24 protein-coding genes and 1 tRNA gene are annotated in these 25,248 nt (G+C 72.0%); 9 read left to right on the plus strand and 16 right to left on the minus strand.

Annotated elements, in window-relative coordinates; translation table 11 throughout:
- Positions 1-31 precede the first annotated feature (31 nt).
- Positions 32-421, minus strand: a complete 390-nt coding sequence (locus tag ACQP2Y_RS06485) for a hypothetical protein (RefSeq protein ID WP_433725476.1) — start codon at positions 419-421, stop codon at positions 32-34.
- Positions 422-755: 334 nt separating this feature from the next.
- Here ACQP2Y_RS06485 and ACQP2Y_RS06490 point away from each other — a divergent pair, with 334 nt between their 5' ends.
- The 5 genes from ACQP2Y_RS06490 to ACQP2Y_RS06510 all read left to right on the plus strand — a co-directional run bounded on the left by ACQP2Y_RS06490 (position 756) and on the right by ACQP2Y_RS06510 (position 5,462).
- Positions 756-1,502, plus strand: coding sequence for an MBL fold metallo-hydrolase (locus ACQP2Y_RS06490; RefSeq protein ID WP_360555203.1), 747 nt, complete (start codon positions 756-758; stop codon positions 1,500-1,502).
- A gap of 61 nt (positions 1,503-1,563) precedes the next feature.
- The gene (locus ACQP2Y_RS06495; RefSeq protein ID WP_433725478.1) at positions 1,564-2,820 is read left to right on the plus strand and encodes a glycosyltransferase; all 1,257 of its coding nucleotides are present in this window, start codon (positions 1,564-1,566) and stop codon (positions 2,818-2,820) included.
- 24 nt (positions 2,821-2,844) lie between these two features.
- Positions 2,845-3,573 carry a ribonuclease PH gene (gene rph / locus ACQP2Y_RS06500; protein WP_360555199.1) on the plus strand — a complete coding sequence of 243 codons (729 nt, stop codon included), beginning with the start codon at positions 2,845-2,847 and terminating at the stop codon, positions 3,571-3,573.
- The gene (gene rdgB / locus ACQP2Y_RS06505; protein ID WP_433725480.1) at positions 3,570-4,184 is read left to right on the plus strand and encodes an RdgB/HAM1 family non-canonical purine NTP pyrophosphatase; all 615 of its coding nucleotides are present in this window, start codon (positions 3,570-3,572) and stop codon (positions 4,182-4,184) included. Before rph ends, rdgB begins: the two co-directional genes overlap by 4 nt.
- 15 nt (positions 4,185-4,199) lie before the next feature.
- The gene (locus ACQP2Y_RS06510; RefSeq protein ID WP_433725482.1) at positions 4,200-5,462 is read left to right on the plus strand and encodes a hypothetical protein; all 1,263 of its coding nucleotides are present in this window, start codon (positions 4,200-4,202) and stop codon (positions 5,460-5,462) included.
- Here the strand turns inward: ACQP2Y_RS06510 and ACQP2Y_RS06515 are convergent.
- The 10 genes from ACQP2Y_RS06515 to ACQP2Y_RS06560 form a co-directional block, all read right to left on the minus strand.
- A complete protein-coding gene (locus tag ACQP2Y_RS06515) occupies positions 5,459-6,772 on the minus strand; it encodes an FAD-dependent oxidoreductase (RefSeq protein ID WP_433725484.1) in 1,314 nt (437 codons plus the stop codon). The genes ACQP2Y_RS06510 and ACQP2Y_RS06515 overlap by 4 nt on opposite strands.
- Positions 6,773-6,782: 10 nt before the next feature.
- A complete protein-coding gene (gene hutH / locus ACQP2Y_RS06520) occupies positions 6,783-8,318 on the minus strand; it encodes a histidine ammonia-lyase (protein WP_433725486.1) in 1,536 nt (511 codons plus the stop codon).
- The gene (gene hutI / locus ACQP2Y_RS06525; protein WP_433725488.1) at positions 8,315-9,463 is read right to left on the minus strand and encodes an imidazolonepropionase; all 1,149 of its coding nucleotides are present in this window, start codon (positions 9,461-9,463) and stop codon (positions 8,315-8,317) included. Before hutI ends, hutH begins: the two co-directional genes overlap by 4 nt.
- The gene (locus ACQP2Y_RS06530) at positions 9,460-10,743 is read right to left on the minus strand and encodes a formimidoylglutamate deiminase (RefSeq protein ID WP_433725490.1); all 1,284 of its coding nucleotides are present in this window, start codon (positions 10,741-10,743) and stop codon (positions 9,460-9,462) included. Before ACQP2Y_RS06530 ends, hutI begins: the two co-directional genes overlap by 4 nt.
- Complete coding sequence (locus tag ACQP2Y_RS06535) at positions 10,740-11,918, minus strand: allantoate amidohydrolase (RefSeq protein ID WP_433725492.1); 1,179 nt, start codon at positions 11,916-11,918, stop codon at positions 10,740-10,742. Before ACQP2Y_RS06535 ends, ACQP2Y_RS06530 begins: the two co-directional genes overlap by 4 nt.
- On the minus strand, positions 11,915-13,549 hold the full coding sequence (hutU, locus tag ACQP2Y_RS06540; RefSeq protein ID WP_433725494.1) for a urocanate hydratase: 1,635 nt from the start codon (positions 13,547-13,549) through the stop codon (positions 11,915-11,917). The genes ACQP2Y_RS06535 and hutU overlap by 4 nt, the downstream gene beginning before the upstream one ends.
- Positions 13,550-13,560: 11 nt before the next feature.
- Positions 13,561-14,409, minus strand: coding sequence for a MurR/RpiR family transcriptional regulator (locus ACQP2Y_RS06545; protein ID WP_433725496.1), 849 nt, complete (start codon positions 14,407-14,409; stop codon positions 13,561-13,563).
- A gap of 82 nt (positions 14,410-14,491) precedes the next feature.
- Positions 14,492-15,121, minus strand: coding sequence for a hypothetical protein (locus ACQP2Y_RS06550; RefSeq protein WP_433725498.1), 630 nt, complete (start codon positions 15,119-15,121; stop codon positions 14,492-14,494).
- A 29-nt stretch (positions 15,122-15,150) separates the two neighbouring features.
- Positions 15,151-16,572 (minus strand): WGR domain-containing protein, encoded by a 1,422-nt coding sequence (locus tag ACQP2Y_RS06555; protein ID WP_433725500.1) that lies wholly within the window; start codon positions 16,570-16,572, stop codon positions 15,151-15,153.
- 133 nt (positions 16,573-16,705) lie between these two features.
- Positions 16,706-16,942: a hypothetical protein gene (locus tag ACQP2Y_RS06560; RefSeq protein WP_433725502.1), complete on the minus strand. Its 237-nt coding sequence runs from the start codon at positions 16,940-16,942 to the stop codon at positions 16,706-16,708.
- A gap of 100 nt (positions 16,943-17,042) precedes the next feature.
- On the opposite strand from ACQP2Y_RS06560, the gene ACQP2Y_RS06565 reads away from it, so the two are divergent.
- The gene (locus ACQP2Y_RS06565; RefSeq protein ID WP_433725504.1) at positions 17,043-17,585 is read left to right on the plus strand and encodes an AAA family ATPase; all 543 of its coding nucleotides are present in this window, start codon (positions 17,043-17,045) and stop codon (positions 17,583-17,585) included.
- Here ACQP2Y_RS06565 and ACQP2Y_RS06570 read toward each other — a convergent pair.
- Complete coding sequence (locus tag ACQP2Y_RS06570; protein WP_433725506.1) at positions 17,573-18,985, minus strand: PLP-dependent aminotransferase family protein; 1,413 nt, start codon at positions 18,983-18,985, stop codon at positions 17,573-17,575. The genes ACQP2Y_RS06565 and ACQP2Y_RS06570 overlap by 13 nt on opposite strands.
- Between ACQP2Y_RS06570 and ACQP2Y_RS06575 the strand changes: the two genes are divergently transcribed.
- The 3 genes from ACQP2Y_RS06575 to ACQP2Y_RS06585 are packed head-to-tail and all read left to right on the plus strand — an operon-like array spanning position 18,984 to position 21,711.
- Positions 18,984-19,889, plus strand: a complete 906-nt coding sequence (locus ACQP2Y_RS06575) for a DMT family transporter (RefSeq protein ID WP_433725508.1) — start codon at positions 18,984-18,986, stop codon at positions 19,887-19,889. The two genes, ACQP2Y_RS06570 and ACQP2Y_RS06575, sit on opposite strands and share 2 nt — an antisense overlap.
- A 39-nt stretch (positions 19,890-19,928) precedes the next feature.
- Positions 19,929-20,732, plus strand: a complete 804-nt coding sequence (locus ACQP2Y_RS06580) for an MOSC domain-containing protein (protein WP_433725510.1) — start codon at positions 19,929-19,931, stop codon at positions 20,730-20,732.
- A gap of 43 nt (positions 20,733-20,775) precedes the next feature.
- The gene (locus tag ACQP2Y_RS06585; protein ID WP_433725512.1) at positions 20,776-21,711 is read left to right on the plus strand and encodes an expansin EXLX1 family cellulose-binding protein; all 936 of its coding nucleotides are present in this window, start codon (positions 20,776-20,778) and stop codon (positions 21,709-21,711) included.
- On the opposite strand, the gene ACQP2Y_RS06590 is transcribed toward ACQP2Y_RS06585, so the two are convergent.
- The 4 genes from ACQP2Y_RS06590 to ACQP2Y_RS06605 all read right to left on the minus strand — a co-directional run bounded on the left by ACQP2Y_RS06590 (position 21,648) and on the right by ACQP2Y_RS06605 (position 25,221).
- Complete coding sequence (locus ACQP2Y_RS06590) at positions 21,648-22,226, minus strand: N-acetyltransferase family protein (RefSeq protein ID WP_433725514.1); 579 nt, start codon at positions 22,224-22,226, stop codon at positions 21,648-21,650. The two genes, ACQP2Y_RS06585 and ACQP2Y_RS06590, sit on opposite strands and share 64 nt — an antisense overlap.
- Before the next feature lie 70 nt (positions 22,227-22,296).
- Positions 22,297-22,381, minus strand: a tRNA-Leu gene (locus ACQP2Y_RS06595).
- Between the two features lie 34 nt (positions 22,382-22,415).
- On the minus strand, positions 22,416-23,333 hold the full coding sequence (locus ACQP2Y_RS06600) for a hypothetical protein (RefSeq protein ID WP_433725516.1): 918 nt from the start codon (positions 23,331-23,333) through the stop codon (positions 22,416-22,418).
- A 238-nt stretch (positions 23,334-23,571) separates the two neighbouring features.
- On the minus strand, positions 23,572-25,221 hold the full coding sequence (locus tag ACQP2Y_RS06605) for a methyl-accepting chemotaxis protein (RefSeq protein WP_433725518.1): 1,650 nt from the start codon (positions 25,219-25,221) through the stop codon (positions 23,572-23,574).
- Between the last annotated feature and the right edge of the window lie 27 nt (positions 25,222-25,248).

The raw sequence follows: 25,248 nt of genomic DNA on the forward strand, positions 1-25,248 counted from the left end.
GCACTGCCGCCCCGCCTGCTCAGCAGCCGGCTCAGTAGGCCACGGCCAGCATGATGTCCGCGATCAGCGGCAGGGCCGCGGCCAGCAGCAGCAGCCACGGCAGCACCCGCCGGTGGATGGAGAGAAACGCTCCCACCGACAGGGCCACGCTGACCATGCCCAGGAAGGCCAGCACCAGCACGTACCAGCCGGGCACCCCGCCGCCGATCTGCGAGACCAGCCCGCGGATGCCGATACCGACACCGGCCAGGCCCAGCAGCGACGCGTACAGGGACATGGCCAGCAGCCGCCGGGTCCCCGGCGCCGGATCGTCCGGGGTGGGGAAGCGGAAGTAGACCTCGCCGTCGATGTCGTCCATCAGGTCGGCCGGACCCGGTTCCCAGCCGAACGGGACCACGTCCGGCGCCGGAGAGTCCTGCACCGGGACACGAGTCCGTCTCGGCTCCTGCACGCCCGTCGTCGCCACTGCGCTCCTCCGTTTGACCCTGGTGGTCCTTCACGGTGTGCAACGAATGCGACTCACGTGGCGTAACGGATGGGATAATGATGCAGGTCACGACCGGTGTGACCTGCGTTGTCGATTTCGCGACAAATCGATCAGACATTTAGCCGACGTGCTGGCCCCGGCGTAGGCTGCGCAGCGTGATTGACTGGTCTGCCGTCTCGACCAAGGACCGTTTCCTGGGGGCAAAGGACTTTCAAGGAGCATGGGTCTTGGCCGAGTGGACGACCGAGCGTGAACCAGAGGAACCCGCATGCGACTGACCGTCCTCGGCTGCGCCGGCAGTTTTCCCGGCCCCGAGTCGGCTTGTTCGGCCTACCTCGTGGAGGCGGAAGGGTTCCGGCTGCTGATCGACTTCGGATCCGGCTCCCTGTCGGCCCTCCAGCGGTACGCGGGCATCGGCGCCGTCGACGCGATCATGCTGACCCACCTGCACTGCGACCACATGCTGGACGCGTGCACCTACGTGGTGGTGCGCCGCTACGCCCCGGGCGGCCCGCTCCCGCCGCTGCCCGTGTACGCCCCGATGGGCGCCGCCGAGCGCATCTCAGCCGCCTACAGCGCCGAGAACGAGCCGGTCGACGACGTGTACACGTTCTACGGTCTGCAGCCGGGCACGTTCCCGATCGGCCCGTTCACCGTGACCGCCGACCGCGTCAACCATCCGATCGAGACGTACGGCGTCCGCGTCGAGCACAACGGCCGGGTGCTGGCGTACTCGTCGGACACCGCGCCGTGCGACGCCCTGCTGCGCCTGGCCCAGGGCGCGGACCTGTTCCTGTGTGAGGCGAGTTACCTCGACGGCGTGGTCAACCCGCCCGACCTGCACCTCACCGGCGGCGAGGCGGGGGAGGCGGCGACCAAGGCGGACGTCGGCAAACTGTTGCTGACCCATCTGGTTCCCGCCTGGGGCAGCGAGGCCTCTACTGTGGAGGCCGCGTCCGCCGCGTTCGTGGGTCCGGTGGAGGTCGTGCGACCCGGCTCCCGCTACGATCTCTGAGCTTGCCGAGGGGACGGCACGAGCGGACCACCGACCTCGAAGTGACCTTGGAGTGCCTTGCATGACCGGTCGATCAGTGGGTGAACGCAAGCTGCGTATCGTCCGACTGGCGAACTTCGTCTCACCTCGTTCGGGCGGGTTGCGCACCGCGCTGCGCAACCTCGGCGAGGGCTATCTGCGGGCCGGCCACGAGCCGATCCTGATCGTGCCGGGGCGGGAGCGCTCCGACGAGATGACCGAGCAGGGCCGGGTCATCACGCTGCCCGGCCACCGGGTGCCGCGCACCGGGGGCTACCGCGTGCTGGCCGGCCGGCGGGAGCTGACCGGGCTGCTGGACGGCCTGCAGCCGGACCGCATCGAGGTCTCCGACCGGGCCACCCTGCGCTGGACCGGCCGCTGGGCCCGGGAGCGCGGAGTCGGCTCGATGATGGTCTCCCACGAGTCCCTGGCCGGCCTGCTGGGCGTCTGGGGCATGCCGCACCGCGACTCGCTCGCCGACCGGCTCAACCGGCGTACGGCCGAGGTCTTCGACCAGATCGTCTGTACGACCGCCTTCGCGGCGGCGGAGTTCCGCCGTCTCGGCGTGCCGAATCTCGTCGAGGTGCCGCTCGGCGTCAACCTGCGTCAGTTCCACCCGAGCCGGGCCGACGCCGCCGTCCGGGCCCGCTATGCCCGCCCGGAGGAGCTGCTCGTCGTCTACTGCAGCCGGCTGTCCGCCGACAAGCGCCCCGAGCTGGCCGTCGACACCATCGCCGCGTTGCGCGCCGCTAGGGTGCCCGCCGTGCTGGCGCTGGCCGGGGACGGCTCGCGGCGGGCCGCGCTGGCCTATCGGGCGGCCCGGCTGCCGGTGCGGTTCGCCGGGCACATCTCCGACCGCGACGACGTCGCCGCCCTGCTGGCCAGCGCGGACGTGGCCGTGGCGCCCGGCCCGGTGGAGACCTTCGGGCTCGCCGCGCTGGAGGCGCTGGCCTGCGGCACGCCCGTGGTGGTCAACGCGGCCAGCGCGCTGCCCGAGGTCGTCGGCGACGCCGGTGTGGCTGTTCGCGGCACCCCGGAGGCCTTCGCCGAGGGGGTGCGCAGCCTGATGGAGCGTCCCGAGGGCGAGCGCCGGGCGGCCGCCCGGGCCCGCGCCGAGCTGTTCGGCTGGCCCCAGGCCGTCGACGGTTTCCTGCGGGCCCACGGCGCCCTGCCGCAGGCGCGCAGCTCAGCGGTCCTGACCCGGCAGCCGATGCCGGAGCGGGCGCTGCGACCGGCCGTGCCGGCGGTCGCCGCCGTCGCCTCCAGTGCCTGGGCGACGGCACCCGGCGACGCGCTGTAGCGGCGATCAGCCTAGGCTCTTCCCATGGCGCGACCCGACGGCCGAGAGCCCGGCCAACTCCGACCCGTGACCCTCACCCGCCGGTGGAGCATTCATCCCGAGGGATCGGTGCTCGTCGAATTCGGCGACACCCGGGTGCTCTGCACCGCCAGCGTGACCGAGGGCGTGCCGCGCTGGCGCAAGGGCTCCGGCCTGGGCTGGGTGACCGCCGAATACGCCATGCTGCCCCGCGCGACCAACACCCGCGGCGACCGGGAGAGCGTCAAGGGCAAGGTCGGCGGCCGCACCCAGGAGATCTCCCGGCTGATCGGGCGCAGCCTGCGGGCCTGCATCGACCTCAAGGCCCTGGGTGAAAATTCCATCGTGCTCGACTGTGACGTGCTGCAGGCCGACGGCGGCACCCGGACGGCGGCCATCACCGGCGCCTACGTCGCGCTGCACGACGCGGTCAACTGGCTGGCCGACCGCAAGTCGCTGGCCGGCAAGGTCGAGAAGGTGATGCACCGCTCGATCCAGGCGGTCAGCGTCGGCATCATCGACGGCGAGCCGCGCCTCGACCTGATGTATCTCGAGGACGTCGCCGCGGAGGTGGACATGAACGTGGTCTGCACCGGCGACGGCGACTTCGTGGAGGTGCAGGGCACCGGCGAGGCCAACGTGTTCCGCCGGGACCAGCTCGACGCGCTGCTCGACCTGGGCGTGCTGGGCTGCGCGGAGCTGGCGGCGGCCCAGCAGAAGGCGCTGGCCTCGTGAGCGCCCGCCTGCTGCTCGCCACGGCGAACCCGAAGAAGCTGGTGGAGCTCCAGCGCATCCTCGACAACGCGCTCGGCTCCGGCGGCATCGACCTGGTCGGGCTCGGCGAATTCCCGGACTACCCGGACGTGCCCGAGACCGGCCTGACCTTCGGCGAGAACGCGCTGATCAAGGCCCGCGAGGGTGCCTCGCGCACCGGCCTGCCGACGGTGGCCGACGATTCCGGGCTGGCCGTGGACGCGCTCAACGGCATGCCGGGCGTCTTCAGCGCCCGCTGGGCCGGTGGCCACGGCGACGACCAGGCCAACCTCGATCTGGTGCTGACCCAGATCGGCGACGTCCCGGACGAGCACCGCGGCGGCGCCTTCGTGTGCGCGGCCGTGCTGGTGCTGCCCAACGGCCGCGAGCACCTGGTCGAGGGCAAGCAGCGCGGCCAGATCCTGCGCTCGCGGCGCGGCACCGGCGGCTTCGGCTACGACCCGATCTTCCTGGGCGAGGGCCAGCGCCGGACCAACGCCGAGCTGAGCGCCGAAGAGAAGGACGCGATCAGCCACCGGGGCAAGGCGTTCCGTGAGCTCGCCAAGGTCATTGCCAAGGAGCTTCCCCGCTAGCTTTACTATGCCGCCGTGACCAAACGGGGGATGGGTGTCGCGGCCGCCGCACTGGTGCTGGCCGCTGCGGGGTGCACGCCGGGCAGCACGTCGGCGCAGACGGTGGAGCTGGTGGCCGGTGGCGGCGAGGCCGACGGTGGCCCGGCCATGGACGCGTTCATCGACGGCCGGCTCGTGGACATGACGGTCGACCGGGCCGGGACGCTGCGGGTGCTGACCGAGACCAACGCGGTCGCCACCATGTGGACGGTGCAGGACGGCAAGCTGTCCCATGTGGCGGTGCCCGGCTTCAGAGCCGAGTACGTGAGCCAGATGACGGCCGGCCCGGACGGTGCCGTCTACGTCGCCCTGTGGAACGGCGAGGGCGGCGTCTGGCAGATCACGCCGGAGGGCAAGGCCACCCAGCGGCTCGGCATCAACCGCGACACCTACCGCGGTGACCGCAAGCCGCCGGCCGACGGTGCCGCGGCGGACGGCGCCTACCTGCGGTATCTGCACGGTGTCGCGGTCGGGCCGGACAACCGGATGTACTTCGCCGAGGAACGCAACGACCCGACGACCCACCAGCTGGTCCGTACGGTCGACGGCGGCAAGATCAAGACGATACTGGGGCGGGATCTGGCCGGGCTCACCGCGCGGCAGTGGCGCTCCGCGCGTACCCGGGAGGGCGGTTTTCCGGACGGCACCCCGGCCACCCAGATCGCCCTGGAGGGCGGCCTGAACGACCCGATCGCGATCGGCGCCGACGGCACTCTCTACGCTGCGCCGGGCCGGCGCAGCGTCGTCGCGGTCCGCGCGGACGGCTCCGCGCACGAGCTGATCGGCAACGTCGCCGGCGGCGGCCTCGACGGCGACGTCGACGATCCGGAGAAGCCGTTCGCCGACCGCGGCCAGGCGGCGCGGGCGTCGGTCTGGCTCCGGGGCAGCCGCACCGGCCAGCGCGGCGAGAGCAACGCGAGCCTGGTGACCGACGAGCGCGGCAACGTGTACGTGACCAGCGTCCGCACCGGCGCCGACGACCTGCCGAGAAGGTTCGACTGGACCGGCGACGCCACCGGCCGGCAGCGTGACCTGCTGGTCCAGTCCCGGAAGCGCCGCGACATCGGCACCGACACGACCGAGGTGCTGCAGATCCGGCCGGACGGGTCGCTGGCCACCGCGGCCGGTCACGCCGACGCGGCCGCGGTGCACGGCGACTGGCTCTACCTGGCGCGGGCCTTCACCGACGACGAGAGCACCGACCGGGTGCTGGTGGTCCGCACGGCCATCCCGCGCTAGGAGGCCCGCCGGCCGCCGAGCCGCAGCGCCTGGATGACCACGCCCGGGCGCAGCAACTCGCTCGGCGGCATCAGCAGCTGCTGCACGCCGAGGTAGATCCGGCTGAGCTCGGGCGAGGACTGCGAAGCGACGGCGAGCCGCTTGGAGTACCAGTTGGTGAGGCGGACACCGTGCGGCCGCGGCCCGGCGGTCTGCGGATACGCGAAGTCGTTGCCGACCGCGAACCGCCACGGGACCGCCATCAACTCCGCGGCGGTCCGGTAGTAGTCGCGGGCGGCCGCGGTCGTCGCGGCGCCATGCCGGTCCAGGGTCTCGCCGAGCGCGCCGGCCGCCATCGCGGCGACCGTCATGCCCTGCCCGTAGATCGGGTTGAAGCTGCACACGGCGTCGCCCACGGTGAGGTATCCGGCCGGGAGCCGGTCCAGTTCCTCGAAGAGCCGGCGGCGGCTGGACCGGAACCGGAACGGGAGCGGCTCCCCGAGCGGCTCGGCCCGCGCGATCAGGTCGGCGACGATCGGGTCGGGCAGGCTCCGGGCGTATGCCTCGAAGCTCGCCACGTCGCTGGGCACCGGGTCGACGTGCCAGCCGCCGACCGCGACCAGCCACCGGTCGTCCTCGATGGGCAGCACCAGCCCGGCCTTCTTCTCGTGCGGCGGCTCGGGCAGCACCAGTGCCGCCTCCCAGCCCTCCAACTCGCCCGGCCCGCGCCGATAGACCCGGGTGGTGTAGGCGACGCCGATCTCCACCTCGAGCTGTCGTGGTGCCGGCAGGCCGAGCTCGCCGAGCCACCGGTCCGACCGGCTGTTGCGTCCGGAGCAGTCGACGACGAGGTCCGCGGCGATGCTTTCGCCGGTGTCCAGCACCACCCCGGTGACCGCGTCGGAGGCCCCGATCAGGGCGGTCACCGCCACCCCCTCGCGGATGGTCACGGTCGGCTCGGTGGCGACCCGCGCGCGGATCACCGCCTCCAGCAGGGGCCGGCTCACCGAGGTCAGGTCCTGACCCGCCGGCGCGGGGGTGCGGCGGCGGCCGAACCGGTAGTTGCACAGACCGGTCCCGAGGTCGAAGCGCCGGGCGCCGAGGGAGATCAGCTCCTCGCCGAGGCCGGGGAACAGCTCGGTCAGCACCCGCAACCCGGAGATCAGCAGGATGTGCCCGTGCGCGCTCTGCGGCACCCCGCGCCGAGGCACCCCGTCGGCCGGCAGCAGGTCCCGGTCGAGGACCGTGACCTGGGCGTACCGCCGGCTCAGCACCCGCGCGACGGCGAGCCCGCCGATGCCGGCCCCGATGACCACCGCTGTGCCGTCCATGGTGGAGAGCCTAGAGCAGCGGCCCGATCGCCTCCTCGATCGCGGCGCGCAGGGCCCGCCCTCCGACGACCGCGCGGGTCTGCTCGATCACCGGAGCCAGGAAGACGTCCGGTCCCGGTTCCCCGGCGAAGCCCACCAGGGCGGCGACCGCCGCACGGCCGGCCGGTGACGGGCTCAGCGGCGCCCGCAGCTGCAGGCCCCGCGTCGCGGCCAGCAGCTCGACGGCGAGCAGGCTGGTCAGGTTGTCCAGGACCGTACGCAGCTTCTTGGTCGCGGCCCAGCCCATCGACACGTGGTCCTCCTGCATGCCGCTGGTGGGCAGGGAGTCCACGGAGGCGGGTGCCGCGAGCCGCCGGTTCTCCGCGACGATGCCGGCCGCCGTGTACTGGGCGATCATCAGGCCCGAGTTGACCCCCGCGTCCGGGGTCAGGAACGGCGGCAGCGTGCGGTTGCGGGTCACGTCGAGCAGCCGGTCGACCCGGCGCTCGGCGATCGCCCCGACCTCGGCGGCGGCGATGGCGAGGAAGTCGGCGGCGAAGCCGAGCGGCGCGCCGTGGAAGTTGCCGGTGGACTCCACCCGGCCGTCCTGGAGCACGACCGGGTTGTCGACCACGGACCGCAGCTCCCGGCCGGCGGTGGTCCACGCGAACTCCAGCGTGTCCCGGGCAGCCCCGGCCACCTGCGGCGCGCAGCGCATCGAGTACGCGTCCTGCACGGCGTGGGCCAGGTCGTCGCGGTGCGAGTCCATGATCGCCGAGTCCTGGAGCAGCCGGTGGATGTTGGCCGCCGAGTCGGACTGCCCGGGGTGCGGCCGGATCGCGTGCAGCTCCGGCAGGAACGGCCGCTCGGAGCCGAGCATCGCCTCGATCGCCAACGCCGCCGTCACGTCCGCCATGGTGAACAGGTGCCGGGCGTCCTCGATGGCCAGCAGCAGCATGCCGAGCATGCCGTCGGTGCCGTTGATCAGGGCCAGGCCCTCCTTGGCGGCCAGCGTCAGCGGCTGGAGGCCGGTGCCGTGCAGGGCGTCGGCGGCGGCCATCCGGGAGCCGTCCTTGCCCAGGACCCAGCCCTCGCCGAGCAGCACCAGCGCGCAGTGGGCCAGCGGCGCCAGGTCACCGGAGGCGCCCAGCGAGCCGTGCTCGGGGACCCACGGGGTGATGTCGTTGTTGAGCAGGTCGACGAGTCCCTGCGCGAGCACCGGCCGTACCCCGGACAGGCTCAGGGCCAGCGAGCGCACCCGCAGCAGCATCATCGCCCGCACCACCTCGCGGGGCATGGGGGCACCGATGCCGGCGGCGTGCGAGCGGATCAGCGCGTGCTGCAGCTCGGCCCGGCGCTCCGGGGCGATGGAGGTGTTGGCCAGCGCGCCGAAGCCGGTCGAGACGCCGTACACCGGGCGGCCGGAGGCCTCGATGCTGTCGACGATGGCCCGGCTGCGGGCCATGGCCGCGTAGGTGGCCTCGGAGATTTCCACCCGGGCGTCGTGCCGGGCGACGGCCAGGACATCGGCGGCGGTGATGCCGGTGGGTTCGACTGAGACGGTCATTGGGGCACTCCGTTGTGCAGCACTGTGCTGATGAGCGGAACACCCGGCCGGTAGGCCAGGTGCAGATACGAGGGCGCGTCGAGGACGGCCAGGTCGGCGCGGGCGCCGGGGCGCAGCACGCCGACGTCGTCGCGGCGCAGAGCCCGGGCGCCGCCCGCGGTCGCGGCCCAGAGGGCCTCGGCGGGCGTCATGCGCATTTCCCGTACGGCGAGAGCCAGGCAGAAGGGCATCGACGACGTGTACGACGATCCGGGGTTGCAGTCCGTCGCCAGCGCCACGGTCACCCCGGCGTCGAGCAGCCGGCGGGCATCCGGGTACGGCGACCGCGTCGAGAACTCCGCCCCGGGCAGCAGCGTCGCCACCGTCCCGGAGCCGGCGAGGGCGTCCACGTCAGCGTCACTGAGATGCGTGCAGTGGTCGGCGCTGGCGGCTCCGAGCTCGACCGCCAGCCGTACGCCCGGCCCGGCGGTGAGCTGGTTGGCGTGCACGCGCAGCCCCAGCCCGGCTTTCGCCCCCGCGGTCAGCACCGCCCGGGCCTGGTCGCCGTCGAAGGCGCCTCGGTCGCAGAACACGTCGATCCACCGGGCGTACGGCGCGGCGGCGGTCAGCATCGGCCCGCTGACCAGGTCCACGTAGCCGTCCGGGTCGTCGGCGTACTCGGCCGGGACGACGTGCGCGCCCAGGAACGTCGTCTCGTCGGTCAGGTGCCGGGCGATCCGCAGGGTGCGGGCCTCGTCGGCGACGCTGAGGCCGTACCCGCTCTTGATCTCGATGGTCGTCGTGCCCTGCCGCCGCGCCTCGGCGACCAGCCGGCTCGCCGCGGCCAGCAGGGTGTCGTCATCGGCCGCGCGGGTGGCGGCGACCGTGGTGCGGATGCCGCCGCCGGTGTACGGCTCGCCGTTCATCCGGGCCGCGAACTCCCCGGCCCGGTCGCCGGCGAAGACCAGGTGGGCGTGGCTGTCCACGAAGCCGGGGATGACCGCGGCGCCGCCGGCGTCGAGGCGCTCGTCGGCCTCGGGTGCGTCGCGCATCGGGCCGACCCAGGCGATCCGGTCGCCCTCGACGACCACGGCCGCGTCGGTCAGGACGCCCAGGTCAGGATCGTTGGTGACCAGCTCACCGATGGCACCGATCAGCAGGCTCATGTCAGGGCCTCCCGCAGTGCGGCCGGGACGTCGAACGCGGTGTGCCGCCCGCTGTCCACGATCAGGCGGCCGTCCGCGACCACGTGGGTGACGTCGGCCGCGGTGGCCGCGAAGACCAGGCCGGCCGGGTCGACGCCCGCGGTGCGCACGCTCTCCAGCGACACCGCGACCAGGTCGGCGCGCCGGCCGGCCGCGATCGTGCCGGCGTCGTCCCAGCCCAGCGCCGCGTGACCGGAGACTGTCGCCGCGGTAAGCAGCTCTGCGGCGGTGAAGTGACCGCGCCGCTCGGTGGCGAGCCGCTCGTCGAGCTCGACGCTACGGGCCTCCTCGAAGAGGTCGATGACCGCCTGGCTGTCGCTGCCCAGGCTGAGCCGGGCGCCCGCGTCGGCCAGCGCCCGGGCCGGGCCGATGCCGTCGGCCAGATCACGTTCGGTGCTCGGGCACAGGCAGACGTGCTGGTCGCCGAGGATCCGCAGGTCGGCGGGGGACAGGTGGGTGGCGTGCACCGCGGTCGTCATGGGCTGCCAGACGCCCATGCTGTCCAGCAGTTCGGCCGGTGAACAGCCGTGCACGGCCTGGCACTGCTCGTTCTCGGCGCGCTGCTCCGAGAGGTGGACGTGCACCGGCAGCCCGTCGGTGCGGTGCGCGAACGTCGCCATCCCGTCGACCGGCACCGCCCGTACCGAGTGCAGGGCCGCGCCGATCTTCACGCCCGGAGACGCGCGCAGCCCGTCGAAACGCGCGGCCCAGCCGTCGTAGTCGCCGTCGCCGAACCGGCGCTGGACGCCTTCGAGCGGCTTACCGTCCACGCCGGACGTCAGATAGACAGCGTCCAGCAGAGTGATCCGGATGCCGGCTTCCTGGGCCGCCTCGATCAGTGCGTGGCCCATCGCGTTCGGGTCGGCGTAGGGCGTGCCGTCCGGGCCGTGGTGCAGGTAGTGGAACTCGCCCACGCAGGTGATCCCCGCCAGGGCCATCTCGCCGTAGACCGCCCGGGCCAGGGTGAAGTAGCTGTCCGGGTCGAGCCGGCCGGCCACCTCGTACATCAGCTCGCGCCAGGTCCAGAAACTGCCGCGGTCACCGTGGGTGCGACCGCGCAGAGCCCGGTGGAACGCGTGCGAGTGCGCGTTGGCCAGCCCGGGCAGGACGAGCCCGGGCAGCAGAGTGCCGGTGGGCGCCGAGCCCGGGGTGACGGCGGTGAAGCGCCCGTCCTCAATCTCGATGCGGACATCACGCGCGACCGTCCCGCCGGCCCAGGCGTACTGCGCGAAGTACGTCATGCCGCGAGCTCCCCGAGCACGGTGGCCAGCGCCTCGACGCCGGCCGTGCAGTCGGCGTCGGTGGCGTGCTCGGCCGGGGAGTGCGAGACGCCGGTCGGGTTGCGGACGAACAGCATCGCGGTCGGCACGTGCGCGGACAGCACCCCGGCGTCGTGACCGGCGCCGGTCGGCAGGATCGGTGCGTCGCCCAGCAGCGTGGACAGCCGGGATGCCAGCGTGGTGTCGAAGGCGACCTCGGGGGAGGCTGATTCCGGTTCGACGCTGACCTGCGTACCGTCGTCGGCCGCGCGGTCGACCGCCCGCTTGACGATGGTCTCGACCAGCCGGTCCATGGTGGCGGTGTCCGCCGCCCGGGCGTCCAGCCAGGCCCGCACCAGCGACGGGATCGCGTTGGTGGCGTTGGGCTGCACCGAGACGCGGGCGATGGTGGCCAGCGCCCCGGCCAGCCGCGCCTCCTCGTTGGCCGCCAGCACGGTGGCCGCGAAGGTCAGCATCGGGTCGTGCCGGTCGGCCATCCGGGTGGTGCCGGCGTGGTCGCCGTGGCCGGTGAAGTCCAGCCGCCAGCGGCCGTGCGGCCAGATCGCGCTCGCGACACCGACCGGCACCTCCAGCGCCCGGCCCTGCTCGATGTGCAGCTCCACGACGGCGCCGACCCGGCTCGCCAGCGCGGGCAGCGCCCCGGCCGGGCGGCCACCCAGCGCCTCGCCGAAGCTCACCCCGTCGGCGTCACACAGCGCGGCGGCGGCGTCCGGGCTGATCGCGCCGGTCAGCAGCCGGGAACCGAGACAGGGCAGGCCGAAGCGGCCACCCTCCTCCTCGACGAACGCGGCCACGCCGATCGGTCGCGAAGGCGTCACGCCCGCGGCCCGGAGCCGGTCAACGGCCAGGAACGCACTGACGATGCCGAGCGGGCCGTCGTAGCCGCCGCCGTGCGGGACCGAGTCGAAGTGCGAGCCGGTCAGCACGGTGCCGGGCCCCCACTGCCGGCCCCACCAGGCGAACAGGTTGCCGTTGCCGTCGTCGGTGACCGTCATGTCGCGGCGGTCGGCCTGGTTGCGGAACCAGTCGCGCAGGATCAGCTCGGGGTCGCTGAGGGCGTACCGCAGATAACCGCCGGTCCGGTCGCGGCCGATGGGCGCGATCTCGGCCCAGAGTCGCGGGAAGGCCGCGGTCATTCTTTTTCCCGCATGGGGATGTGCACGGAGGCCGCGGCGGCGGACTCGTAGCCGGCGTCGACGTGCCGGATGACGCCCATGCCCGGGTCGTTGGTGAGCACGCGTTCGATCTTCTGCCCGGCCAGGGCGGTGCCGTCGGCGACGCAGACCTGCCCGGCGTGGATCGACCGGCCGATGCCGACGCCGCCGCCGTGATGGATGGACACCCAGCTCGCCCCGCTCGCCGTGTTGATCATCGCGTTCAGCAGCGGCCAGTCGGCGATCGCGTCCGAGCCGTCCAGCATCGCCTCGGTCTCCCGGTACGGCGAGGCCACCGACCCCGCGTCGAGGTGGTCACGCCCGATGACCAGCGGCGCGGAGACCTCGCCGCGCGCCACCATGTCGTTGAACCGAACTCCGGCCTTGTCGCGTTCGCCGTAGCCGAGCCAGCAGATCCGCGCCGGCAGCCCCTGGAAGGCGACCCGCTCGCCGGCCAGCCGGATCCACCGGGCCAGCGGCTCGTTGTCCGGGAACAGCTCCAGCACGGCCCGGTCGGTGGCGGCGATGTCGGCCGGGTCGCCGGACAGCGCGGCCCAGCGGAACGGCCCCTTACCCTCGGCGAACAATGGCCGGATGTACGCGGGCACGAACCCGGGGAACGCGAACGCCCGGTCGTACCCGCCGAGCTGGGCCTCGCCGCGGATGGAGTTGCCGTAGTCGAACACCTCGGCGCCGGCGTCTAGGAAGCCGACCATCGCCTCGACGTGCCGGGCCATGCTCTCCCGGGCCCGGTCGGTGAACTCCTCGGGCTTGGCGGCCGCATAGTCAGCGGCGTCACCGGGGTCGGTGCCGATCGGCACGTAGCTCAGCGGGTCGTGCGCGCTGGTCTGGTCGGTGACGATGTCGATCGCCACGCCCCGGCGCAGCAGCTCGGGGAACACCTCGGCGGCGTTGCCGGCGACCCCGATGCTGATTGCCTGCCGGTCCCGCTTGGCCGCCTCGGCCTGCCGGACGGCGTCGTCCAGGTCGGCCGCCACCGTGTCCAGGTAGCGGTCCTTGACCCGGCGCCGCAGCCGCGACTCGTCGACGTCCACGATCAGGCAGACGCCGCCGTTCATGGTGACCGCGAGCGGCTGGGCGCCACCCATGCCGCCGCAGCCGGCGGTCAGCGTCAACGTGCCGGCCAGGTCGCCGCCGAACCGCTTCGCCGCCACGGCCGCGAACGTCTCGTAGGTGCCCTGCAGGATGCCCTGGGTGCCGATGTAGATCCAGGAGCCGGCGGTCATCTGGCCGTACATGGTCAGGCCGAGCTGCTCCAGGCGGCGGAACTCCGGCCACGTCGCCCAGTCCCCGACGAGGTTGGAGTTGGCCAGCAGCACCCGCGGCGCCCACTCGTGGGTGCGGAACACCCCGACCGGCTTGCCCGACTGCACCAGCAGCGTCTCGTCGTCGGCCAGCACGTCCAGCTCCCGGACGATCGCGTGCAACGACGGCCAGTTCCGGGCGGCGCGCCCGGTGCCGCCGTAGACGACCAGGTCGTCGGGGCGCTCGGCCACGTCGGGGTCGAGGTTGTTGAGCAACATCCGCTTGGCGGCCTCCTGCGGCCACCCCTTGGCGGTACGGGTGGTGCCCCGTGGCGCTCGCACTGACATACCGAACTCCTTCACGCTTCGAAGATGTGGCGGCGGGAGGCGGTCGCCTCGAACTCCTCCAGGCGGCGCTGGGCCTGCTCGGGCGCGGCGTCGCACATCGCCTGGAGCAGCACCATGGCCATGGCCATCGGCCCGGTGTGCAGGTCGAACACCAGCTGGGTGCCGACCGGGGCAGGCAGCACCACGTCGGCGTACGCGGCGGCCGGGCTCACCGCCGAGTCGGTGAGCGCGACGACGGCCAGACCGGCGGCCCCGGCCTCGCGGATCACCTCCAGGGTCTCCCGCGGATAGCGCGGCAGCACAATCGCCAGCATCGCGGTCGCGCCGGCCGCGCGGGCCTGATCGAGCCGATCCAGCAGCATCGTGCCGCCGTCGTCGAGCACCCGGACGTCCGGCTGCACCTTGGCGGCGAAGTAGCCGAAGTACGCCGCGAGCGGTCCGGCGGCGCGCAGCCCCAGCACCGGCAGCGGACGGCTGGCCGCGAGCAGCCGGGCGGCCTGCCGCACGGCGTCCAGGCTGCTCAACTGGTCGGCCATGCGTTCCAGATGCTGGGTCTCGGCCCGCAGGGCCCGCTGCACGGGGTTGTCCCCGTTGTCGGCGGGTGGGGTGCCGACTCCGACCAGGGCGCGCAGCTCGCGCCGCAGGGCCGGATAGCCGGCGTAGCCCAGGGCCATGGCGAACCGGGTGACCGACGGCTGGCTCACCCCGGCCAGCTCGGCGACCTCGGCGGCGGAGAGGTAGGCGGCGGAGGGCGCGTGCTGCACGAGGCTGTGCGCGATCCGCCGCTGCGTCGGGGTGAGCCGAGCGCCCTGGAAGAGATCCACCACCCGCTCGGCCGTCCTGGCCGCTCCGTCATTCACCCCCGCAGCCTATGCATGAAAACTTTCAGAGCGCTACCCCTGTCGCCGATCCGGCTGGTTCGCCACACCGGCGCCGGCTGCGTCAGCTTCCGAGAGGTGCGCTGATCTGCAGACGCCTGTCCACCGCAGCAGTGAGCGGATCCGCCAGCTCAGGGTCGAGGTCATGCGCCCAGGGACGCATGGCGGCCAGGAAACCGGCGAGATTCTCCTGCACCGCGCTCAGCAATGCCGGCAGGGCGTCGCGCGGCACGTCGATGTGTGGTTCGTCGAGGTTTGGCCACTGCCCTCTGGGAAGGTGACCCCCGTCTTGCCACACTCGGACAACGACACCGCGGTGCTCCATCAGAACGTCGGGGTCGTGCCCGAGATCGATCACCTCACCGTGGGCGATGCGCAGCCAGTCGCGCCATTCGTCGAGGCCGACACAGCAGCCGGGGTCGATGACGACATCGCCGGCACCGACCCGCAGGCCGCCAGGCGCGTAGTCCTCGTCCTCGCCGGCCAAATACGCTTCGATCGCCTCGGTGGCATCCCTGGCGGTGATCGACAAGTCATCGGCGGTAACGCTGCGTCCGATCAGTGCCCACATCACCGTGCCCACCTGCCGAGGCGTCGGCCGACGCTGGACCGGGAAAAGGTAGTCGGTCGGATCAACCGGCCAGAACGGGCAGTCGGCAGCCCAGCGCGCCAGCATCGGCGTCAGCGTGATCATCCCCGCAGGCTAGTGCCCGGTCGCGGCGGCTACACCAGCCGGCGGATCTCGCCGTACGCCCGGTAGAAGCCGCCGCGGCTCGCCTCGCGGATCCCGGTCACGACGTAGCGGCTGCCGTGCTCGCGGATGCCCTTCGGGAACTGGACCTGCCAGTCGCGGTGGTAGCCGGTCGACACGACCCGGATCCGCAGCCGGCCGCCCTCGTCGACGCACTCGACCACCACACCACCCGCCACGTCGTGGACGATCTCCACAGTGGTCGACGGGACGACCGCGGGCATGCGCGGCGGCGCCTTCACGTCGATCACGTGGGGAACGCTGCCGCCGACCGCGGACCGGATCGCCTCCTCGCTGGCGTCGATGCACGCCAGGGAGCCGTCGGTGGTCACGATGTAGAGCCGCTCGTCGCGGTACTGCATCGAGTACGCCGAACCGCAGCCGGTGCCCAGCTTCCACAGCCTGGTCCCGGCGGCGTCGAAGCAGTAGATGGACGAGGCACTGTCGCCGGCGAAGACATAACGGCCGTCAGCGGCCGTGGCGCACGAATACACCGCCGCGTCACAGCGGTACGTCTGCCGGGCCGACCCGTCCTTGCCCAGCTCGACCACCTGCCGGGTGGCGGTGCCCGCGTAGAGCGTGTCGCGCTCCTGCCAGCCGAACAGCACCGCGCCGGTGGGGGTGTGCCAGAGCTCGCGCCCGGTGCGCCAGTCGTAGCTGGTCACCCCGCCCGAGTGACCGTGGTGCACAGCGCCGGGATCGCACCGCACCATCCAGGCCGACGAGCCCCGCCCGGGCCGCTGCCAGAGGAACTCGTCCTCGTGGTCGATCGCCGAGATGCCACCGTTGGCGTCGGAGACCCCGAGGACGCCGTCGTGAATGTCCAGCCAGTAGATGTCGATCTCGGGGGCGATCCGGTAGGCCAGCCGCGGCACCTTCCCGGACAGGTCGTAGACGTTGCCGTCGTCGCACCCCGCATAGATCCAGCCGTCGTCGGCGACGATGCACTTCACGCCCTCGGGCAGCCGGAACTGGCTCAGCACCTCGGCATCGTGGCTCAGCGTCGTGATCAGGCCGCTCTCGTTGCCGACCATGCACACGTCGTCGTCGACGAAGATGCCGAACGCCGGACTGTGCGAGGCGTAGCGCCACAGCACCGGCGCCCGGGTGGCGGTCGAGCGGCTGCTGATGATCTGTCGCCGGGAGACGGCCCGCTTCGCCCGCCCGCCGGGGACAGCCGGGGCGTACCCCTCGCGGACCTTCTCGCCGATCTTCTTCGCCGCCTCGGCCGTCGCCTTGTCCCGGCTGGTGAAGGACGACTGCCGCAGCTGGCCCCGCTCACCGATCCGCCCGAAACGGATGGTCAGCTCGGTGCCGTCGACGGTCACCTCATAGAACTTGTGGGCGCTGCCGCCGTCTTCGGAGAGCTCGAGGTACGTCGTCTCGGCAGGCATGAGGGCCACCCTTCGGCGTGCGGATGCAGGGGTACGGAGGCGCGCTCTCGTACATCGACGCAGGGACCGTACCGACCGGGTCCGACAATTTCCGGTGGTGTCGACTGTGGACCGGTGATCGGTCGGACCGGTGTCAGCCGGCGGCCCGCTCGGCGAGTCCGGCAAGGTTGCAACACCAGGGCATGGAAGTAGGCCGCCGCGCCGACCGCAATTCTTCTGTCCGGTACTCCTCGAAGAGCTTCAGAATCGCGGCGACGGCGTTTGCGTTCCTGGCGGAGCGCCATTGCCGGCGCATCGAAATGATTGCGACCGCCAAGGCGGTCGAGGAGATCACCACGGGAAGCGCGCCGAGAACCACACCACCCGTCATGGCGCCAACGTACTGGCAGGCCCGGCGCTGAGCCGCGGCGCAAAGACAAGACTGTTTCTCGGCTGGTCCTGTAGCTACCTTTCCGAGCGTGACCAGCGAAGTGACCATCCTGACCGGCCCACCCGGAGCCGGAAAGACAACCGTGGCCGAGCTACTCGCCACCGACGCCGAAGTCCCCACCGTCCATCTGGTGACCGACATGTTCTACCGCTCGATCCGCACCGGCTTCGTCCTGCCGTTCCTGCCCGCCGCGCAGCGACAGAACGAGGTGGTCATCGAAGCGATCGTCGGCACCGTGGCGACGTTCGCGCGCGGCGGCTACGACGTCGTGGTGGACGGGATCCTCGGGCCATGGTTCCTGCCGCCGTTCCGCGCGCTCACCGGACACGAGCAGCAGACATTGTCCTATGTGGTGCTGAGACCCGACCTGACTACGACCTTGGCCCGCGCCACCGCCCGCGCGGGCCATGAGCTCAAGGACACCGACGCCATCACCGGCCTGCACGCCGCCTTCGCACAGCTCGGCAACCTCGAGGGTCACGCGATCGACACGGGCGGCCTCGACGCCACACAAACGGCCGCAGCAGTCCGGCGTGCCGTCGCCTCCGGCGAGTACAGACTTCGCGCGGATCAGGAGAGCTGACCGGCCAGCGCCCGGCCGAGGATGCGCGCCCCCTCGGCGAAAGCGGCGGGGTTGGGACCCGCATAGTTCAGCCGCACGAACGGGCCGGTCGGTTCCGCCGGGAACCATTCGGTCCCAGGAGCGATGATCAGCCCGGCGGCCTCGCAGTCGGTCGCCAGCCGCCCAAGGTCAGTGCCGTCAGGCAGGCGTAGCCACAGGTTCAGCCCGCCGGCCGGCACGTGCTCGAGATCGGCCTGCGGCACGTGCTCGCGGACGGCCGTGACCAGCAGATCGCGGCGGGCGCCGAGCTGGTGGCGCAACCCGCGCAGGTGGGTCTGCCAGGCCGGCTGCGTCACGATGTCGAGCGCCGCCGCTTGGAGCAGACTGCTGACGTACATCGACTCGGCGCCGCGATCAGCCAGGATGCGGTCGCGGGCCGGGCCGCGCGCGATGACGGCGGCGACACGCACGGCCGGCGACACACTCTTGGTCAGCGACCGCAAATAGACGACGTGGCCGCCGTCGTCGCGGGCGGCCACCGGGGCCGCGGTGCCGGTGATGGCGAGGTCGTGCGCCCAGTCGTCCTCGACCAGGAACGCGCGGTGCTCCCGGACCACCTCCAGCACCCGATCGTGCAACGCCGCCGGCCACTGCCCGCCGGTCGGGTTGGCGTAGTTCGGCTGCGCGTAGAACAGCCGGGCGGAGGTCTCCGCGAAGGCCCGCGCGAGATCGTCCGGGTCCGGTCCGGCCGGACCGCTGGGCACGGGTACGACCCGTACGCCGGCCTGTTGCGCGGCGATGATCGCACCCCAGTAGGTCGGCGACTCCAGCAGCACCGCCTGCCCGGGCCCCACCAGCGCGCGGAACACCGAGCTGAGGCCACTCTGGCTGCCCGGGAGCACAATGACGTCGCTCGGCACCGGCGTTGTGACGCCGGCCGGGGTCGCCGCACCGAGCTCCCGGGCGAACCAGGACTGCAGCTCCGGAAGGCCCGCGACCGGCGGCCGGGAGACGGCGGCGTCCGATCGTGCTGCCCGGGTCAGCGCCGCCCGCACCAGGCGTTCCGGCAGCAGCTCGCGGTCGGGGTAGCCGGCGTGCAGGGCGATGACGTCGTGCGGGGTGCTGCGCAGCGCGCTGGAGATCGCCGGGATCCGCGCCCGCGGTGAACCCAGGGCGGCGGTCTGCCAGCCGTAGTCGGCCGGCCGGGCCGTCCGTACCGCGCGGACGAACGTGCCGGCGCCGGGCCGGCTCTCGATGAGCCCCTGGTCGAGCAGGGTACGCAGCGCGCGCTGCACCGTCACCGGGCCGGCCTGGTGACGGGCCACCAGCGTCCGGGTCGACGGCAGCCGGGAACCCGGCGCCGCCGTGGCGATCCAGTTCCGCAGATCGTCGACGATGCGCGAACTGCTACTGTCATTCATGAGGCAGCATAGTAGCGCTATCGTCCTTGTCCGCTCACCGCTATCGGGACTGTGGTGGGGACTGCTCGGCGTGGTGGCCTTCTCGTTCACCGTCCCGTTCACCCGGGTGGCGGTGGGTGGGCTCTCGCCTCTGTTCATCGGCTCGGGGCGGGCGGTGGTCGCGGCCGCCCTGGCGGCGGTCGCTTTGATCGTCACCCGCCAGCGGCTGCCCCGCGGCGCGCAGTGGTGGCGGCTGGCGGTGGTCGGCGGCGGCGTCGTGGTGGGCTTCCCCCTGCTGACCTCGTACGCCCTCACCACCGCCCCGGCCGGCCACAGCGCTGTGGTCATCGCCGTCCTGCCGGCCGCGACCGCGGCCCTGGCCGTGATCCGCGGCCACGAACGCCCACCGCCCGCCTTCTGGGCCGCCGCCGGCCTCGGCGCGGCCGCCGCGCTCGGCTTCGCCTCCGCGCAGAGCGGACTGGGCCGGCTGCACTGGAGCGACCTGCTCCTGTTCGGCGCGGTGCTGTCCGCTGCCATCGGGTACGCCGAAGGTGGCCTCCTGGCCCGCGACCTGGGCGCCTGGCAGACCGTCTCGTGGGCGCTCGTGGTCTGCGCACCGCTGATGCTCGCGCTGGCCGGGCTCTCCGCCGTACGGCAAACCCCGCACGCGACGCCGGCGCAGTGGGCGGCCTTCGCGTACCTGGCGGTGGTCAGCATGTTCCTCGGCTTCTTCGCCTGGTACCACGGGCTGGCCGTCGGACCGATGGCCCAGGTCAGCCAGGTCCAGCTCATCCAGCCCGTGCTGACCATCGCCTGGGCCGGCCTGCTGCTGCGCGAACACCTCTCCGCGGCCACGCTCGTCGGCGGCCTCGTCGTGGTGCTGTGCGCGGCGAGCGCGGTCCGCGTACGCCTCAGTGGCCCATGACGGGCGGCGCTCTCACGCAACCATGCCTACGCTGGGCGGATGCGGATCAGCTCGCTGCACACGTACCCCGTCAAGGGTTGTCACCGCCTCGACCACGACGCGGCGCGAGTGGAACCGTGGGGTCTCGCCGGCGACCGCCGCTGGATGATCATCGACCCCGACGGGGTCGGCATCACCCAGCGCCAGGCCCCCGCCCTCACCGGCCTGCACGCCGTCCCGCGCCCCGGCGGCCTGCTGCTCAACGGCTTCGACGTCGCCGAACCCGAGGACGGCCCCAAGGAGACCCTGCGCGTCTTCAGCTCCAAACCGCCGCTGACCGCCCGGCTCGCCCCCGCCGCCACCGACTTCATCTCCGACTTCCTCGGCCGCCCGGCCCGCCTCGCCTGGCTCGCCGACACCAGCGTGCGGCCGATCCAGACCCACGCCCAGCCCGGCGACCGGGTCAGCTTCGCCGACGGCTACCCGCTGCTGCTCACCAGCACCGCCTCCCTCGACGCCGTCAACGACTGGCTGCTCGAAGCCGGCGACGAACCCGTGCCGATGACCCGCTTCCGGCCCAACGTCGTCATCACCGGCGCCCGCCCCTGGGCCGAGGACAACTGGCTCGGCCACCGCGTCCAGCTCGGCGGCACCACCTTCCGCGCCGCCAAGTCCTGCAGCCGCTGCGTAGTCACCACCGTCGACCAGGAGACCGGCGAAGTGGGCCGGCAACCGCTGCGCGCCCTCGGCCGGCACCGCCGCTACGACGACGGCCTGCTCTTCGGCATCAACCTCATCCCCGACATCAGCCCAGGTGAGACCGAAGTCATCCGGGTGGGGGAGTCTTCCTTAGCTCTGTCTTAGGAGAGTTGCCCGCGGGTGCCGCACCCGCGAAGGATGCGTCAACGTGACTGCTCACCGTCTCCTCGCCCCCCGCTGGCTCGCCACCGGCGGCGCCGTGCTGCTCGCCGGCGTCCTCGGCGTCGCCCTGCTGCTGCAGCACAGCGACCCCGCGTGCGCGGCGCCACCGAGCAGCGCCAAACACACCGGCAAGGCGACGTTCTACGACCTCGCCGGCACCCAGGGCAACTGCTCGACCAAAACCCCGGCCGACGACCTGTACGTAGCCCTGGGCAAAGGCGAATACTCCGGCGCGGCGGCGTGCGGCAGCTACATCGACGTCACCGGCCCCAAGGGCAAGGTACGGGTCAAGGTCTTCGACTCGTGCCCCGAATGCCCGGTCGGCCACCTCGACCTGAGCCGCACGGCGTTCAAGAAGATCGGCAAGGAGATCGACGGCATCATCCCGATCACCTACAAGACCGTGCCGAACGCCCCCGCTCCCGGCCCGCTGAGCATCACCTTCGTCGAAGGCACGTCGCAGTACTACTGGGCGATCAGCATCGACAACCACTCCAACGCCATCAGGTCGGTGTCGGCCAAGGGGCCGGGCGGCAGCTTCAAAACCGCGGCGCAGGAGGACTACAACGTCTGGATCATCGACGGCCAGATGGGCAACGGCCCGTTCCAGGTCAAGATGACCGACATCTACGGCAAGACCATCACGGCGAAGAACATCAAACTGCTCCCGCAGAAGAAGCAGACCACATCGGTAAGCTTCGCCAACGGCACCAGCACCAACGTCGAAGCAGCGCCGAAGCCGGCCAAGAAGAAGGCAACGCCGTCCCCGAAGCCGAAGAAGCCGTCCCCGTCCCCGAGCGTCACATCCTCGTCGGCGGCGCCGGCCCCGGTGCTCGAAGCAACCGAAGCCGCACCCGATCAGGCCGGCGACGTGGCGCTGGCCGCAGCGGAACCGGCCGTGAAAGCGGCATCCTGCGGCTGACGCAGCTCCAGCCACATGACCAGCTCGTCCCGATCATCACCGGGACCGACCCGCAGCGCGCCCGGAATACGGCCGACCTCCCGGTAGCCGAGACGCCGGTAGAACCCGTCCAGCCCGTGCCCGTCCCGGACGGTCACCTGCAAGGCAGCGAGTTGTAGCTCTGCGGCGACGGCGGCGGCCTCCCGCATGAGGGCGGCGCCGTAGCCACGGCCCTGACTGCCGGGCAGGACCATGACACGCTTGAGGACGCGCCAGTGCGCCTTGAGCGGGAACCGGTTGTCGGCGATGAAGAGCAGGGCGACCAGGCGGCCGTCGTCGACGCCGATCAGCAGCCGGTCGACCCCTTGGGCGACGCCGGCGAGGGTGCTCTCGGCTAGCGGGCGCACCTGATCTTCGGTGACGGGAGCGACGAAGCCGACTGCGCCGCCGGCATTGGTGACATCGGTCCAGAGCGCGACGATGTCGGCCCGCAGGGCGTCGGTCAACGGCGGATCAAGCACGAACGACAGCGGCATGGGGCCATCCTTGCGCCCGCCGATCCGAACGGACCGACGGGCGACCAGGATGGTGCGCGGCACCACACGGTGCGGAAGGCGGGATTCGAACCCGCACGCTCTCTCGAGCACTGGGACCTAAACCCAGCGCGGCTGCCCGGTTACGCCACTTCCGCCCGATTTGCGCCCAAGCGCATTGTCGTGGTGAGTCTAGACGGTGAGGTGCTGTCCGCCATTCCGGGCTGCGGCTGCTCTTGTCTCTCTGTTGCTCAGTCCGGCGCGAGTGAGAACGTTGCCGATTGCCCCCACTGTGACGGCGATGGGATCGGGTCGCCTGTTGCTCAGCTCCGCGGCGATCTGTCGCGGTCCCCAGGTGGGTTGCGCGAGCGCGGTGCGGATAATCGCCTCGCGGGCGGTCGAAGGGATCGGCGGCCGCCGTCTTGAGGTGACGGACCCGCGTTCGATCAGGCGGCGTTGCATCCGGTACACCGTGCCCCTGGTGCATCCGATCAACCGCGCTGCCTGGCCGCCGGAGATTTCCTTCCGGGTGACCAAAGAAAGTACTTCGAGGACCTCATCCTCGCTCAGCGGGTCGCGGGGTGGCTCGTCCTCGATGATGTTGCCCTCGTCGTCCACCGACACGAGAGCGCGCGGGTGTTGCCCACTCTTGCGGCCCGCAAAGGTGGGTGTCTGGCTGTGGCAATTAGGGCACAGAAATCGCACGTTGTGCGGTCTGCAATCCCACAGCCGGCCGTCGACGTGATCGACGTGCAGCACCAAGGGGCTGCCGTTGTAGTTGTCGCCGACGCCGCATGCCGCGCAGAGGTAGGGCCGTCCCATCTCTTGCAGCGCTCGTCGCAACCGCGCCGGCTTTTCTCGATTCTGGCTCGGTGCGCGGAGAACCAGTACCTCGTCGGGTCGTTGCCGCTTCGGATTGGAGACGCCGCGGAAGTGCCCTTGTCCCAGGAAGTGCGATGTGTCGACGTCGAACTTGTCGATCCGTCGGCGGAGGTGCGCATGTGCGCCGCCGTTCTGGGGCAGGCCGAGATGGCGCAGAACCCCGGCCATGGAGGTCGAGGCGACGACCGCCTCGCTCAGCATCTCCCGGGTGTACTTGACGTAAGCCATGTGGAGTTGTCCCTACCTGTTCGTGACGTGCTCACTGATAACAAAGGCAGGTGGTCGACGTCTTGCACTGACCGGTGGGGGCGCGGCATGGTTCTCGGGGTGACACCCGACCACTAGTCACCCGTAAAGATTACTCAGGCTTTCCCTGCGGTGTCCATCCCGCACGCGCACGGCACGGCGGCCGCCTCGCGGATCGAGCCGCATGACGGCCGCCGTGGGATGGCGGTCCCCGCAGGGATCAGTAGCGGAACATCGCCAGGCTCTGCTGGAGGTCGTGGGCCACCCGGGCGAGTTCGTCCGCCGCCGCGGCCGTGTTGGCCGCCGCGCTCGTCGTTTCCGCCGCTGCTTCGGCCACCTCGGCCACGTTCGAGGAGATCTCGGTGGAGCCCGCGGCCACCTCGCCCACGTTGCGGCCCATCTCGTTGGTGGTCGCGGTCTGTTCCTCGACCGCGGCCGCGATCGCTGTCTGGGTCGCGTTGATCTGGTCGATGACCGCGCCGATCTCGGCGATCGCGGCGACGGCCGCGGTCGAGTCGGTCTGGATGGCGTCGACCCGGGTGCGGATGTCCTCTGTGGCCCGGGCGGTTTCCTGGGCCAGTTCCTTGACCTCGCCGGCCACGACGGCGAAGCCCTTGCCCATCTCGCCGGCGCGGGCCGCCTCGATGGTCGCGTTCAGGGCCAGCAGGTTGGTCTGGGCCGCGATGCCGGTGATGATTTTGATGACCGAGACGATCTCGGCCGAGGATTCGCCGAGTTTGCGCAGGATCGCGTCGGCCTCGCCGGAGATCCGGACCGCCTGACCGGCCACGTCGGCCGCGTTGGAGGTGCTGCGGGCGATCTCGGTGATCGAGCTGCCGATCTCGTCGGCGCCGGCGGAGACCGTCGCGATGTTGGCGCTGATCTCCTCGGAGGCGGTGGACACCGCGTGGGCGCGGCCGGCCGAGCGGGCCGCGGACGCGTTCATCCGGCCGGCCACGCCGGTGAGGTCCTCCGAGGAGGAGGCCAGCGTGGTGACGTTGGTGCCGATGTCGCGCAAGGCTGCGGTGAGGCGGTCGAGGGCGGTGTTGAGCGCCTCGCCCATCCGGCCGACCTCGTCGCGGCCCTTGACCTCGAGGCGCTGGTCCAGGCGGCCTTCGGCGAGTGCTTCGAGGACCTTGACCGTCTGGCCGAGCGGACGGGCGATGGCGCGGCTGACCACGACGGCGATGACGGCGGCGAAGGCCATGGCGCCGGCGATCAGCGCCAGGATGAGGATGCGGGCCATGGTGGCGTTGCTGCGGGCGTCCGCCATCTGCTGCTGGGCGGCTTTGTCCTCGATGCCCGCCAGGTTGTTCAGCGCCACGGTGATCTTGCTGGTGAGCGGGTCGATGTAGTTGTTCTGCACGCCCAGGTAGGTGCCGAGGCTGTTGGCCGTGGCCGCCGGGACGAGCTGCTGGTCGCGGATCTTGCGGTATTCGGCCAGGCCGGCCGCGAAGGCGCCGCGGTCGGTGTCGGTGCCGGCGGCCGGGTTGGCCGCGTACGCCGCCCAGGTGGTGTCGATGTCGCTGTCGAGTCGTTCGATCGCCATCCGCACGTTGCTGACGTCGGCCAGCGGGGAACGCAGGATCAGCTTGGCGGACAGCGAGGTGGCCTGCTGGACGTCGGCCCGGACCTCGCCGAGCCGGGCGATGGCCTGCACGTTCTCCTGGTACATGGTTTCGAGCCGGTTGTTGGAGCCGCGCAGCTGGGCCAGGCCGGTCAGCCCGACCGCGATGACGAGCAGGCTGAGCACGCCGAAGGAGGCGAACAGCTTCTGCGACACCCGCAGGTTCCGCAGCGGGCCGCCGCCCTGGCCCTTCTCGCCGGAGGAGGGCCGGGTGCGGGGGCGGCGGGGCTTGGCGAGCGGCATCGGCGGTCTCCGGAGGGGATGGTCAAC

The organism is Actinoplanes sp. CA-051413, from assembly GCF_050955795.1.
Lineage (GTDB): Bacteria > Actinomycetota > Actinomycetes > Mycobacteriales > Micromonosporaceae > Actinoplanes.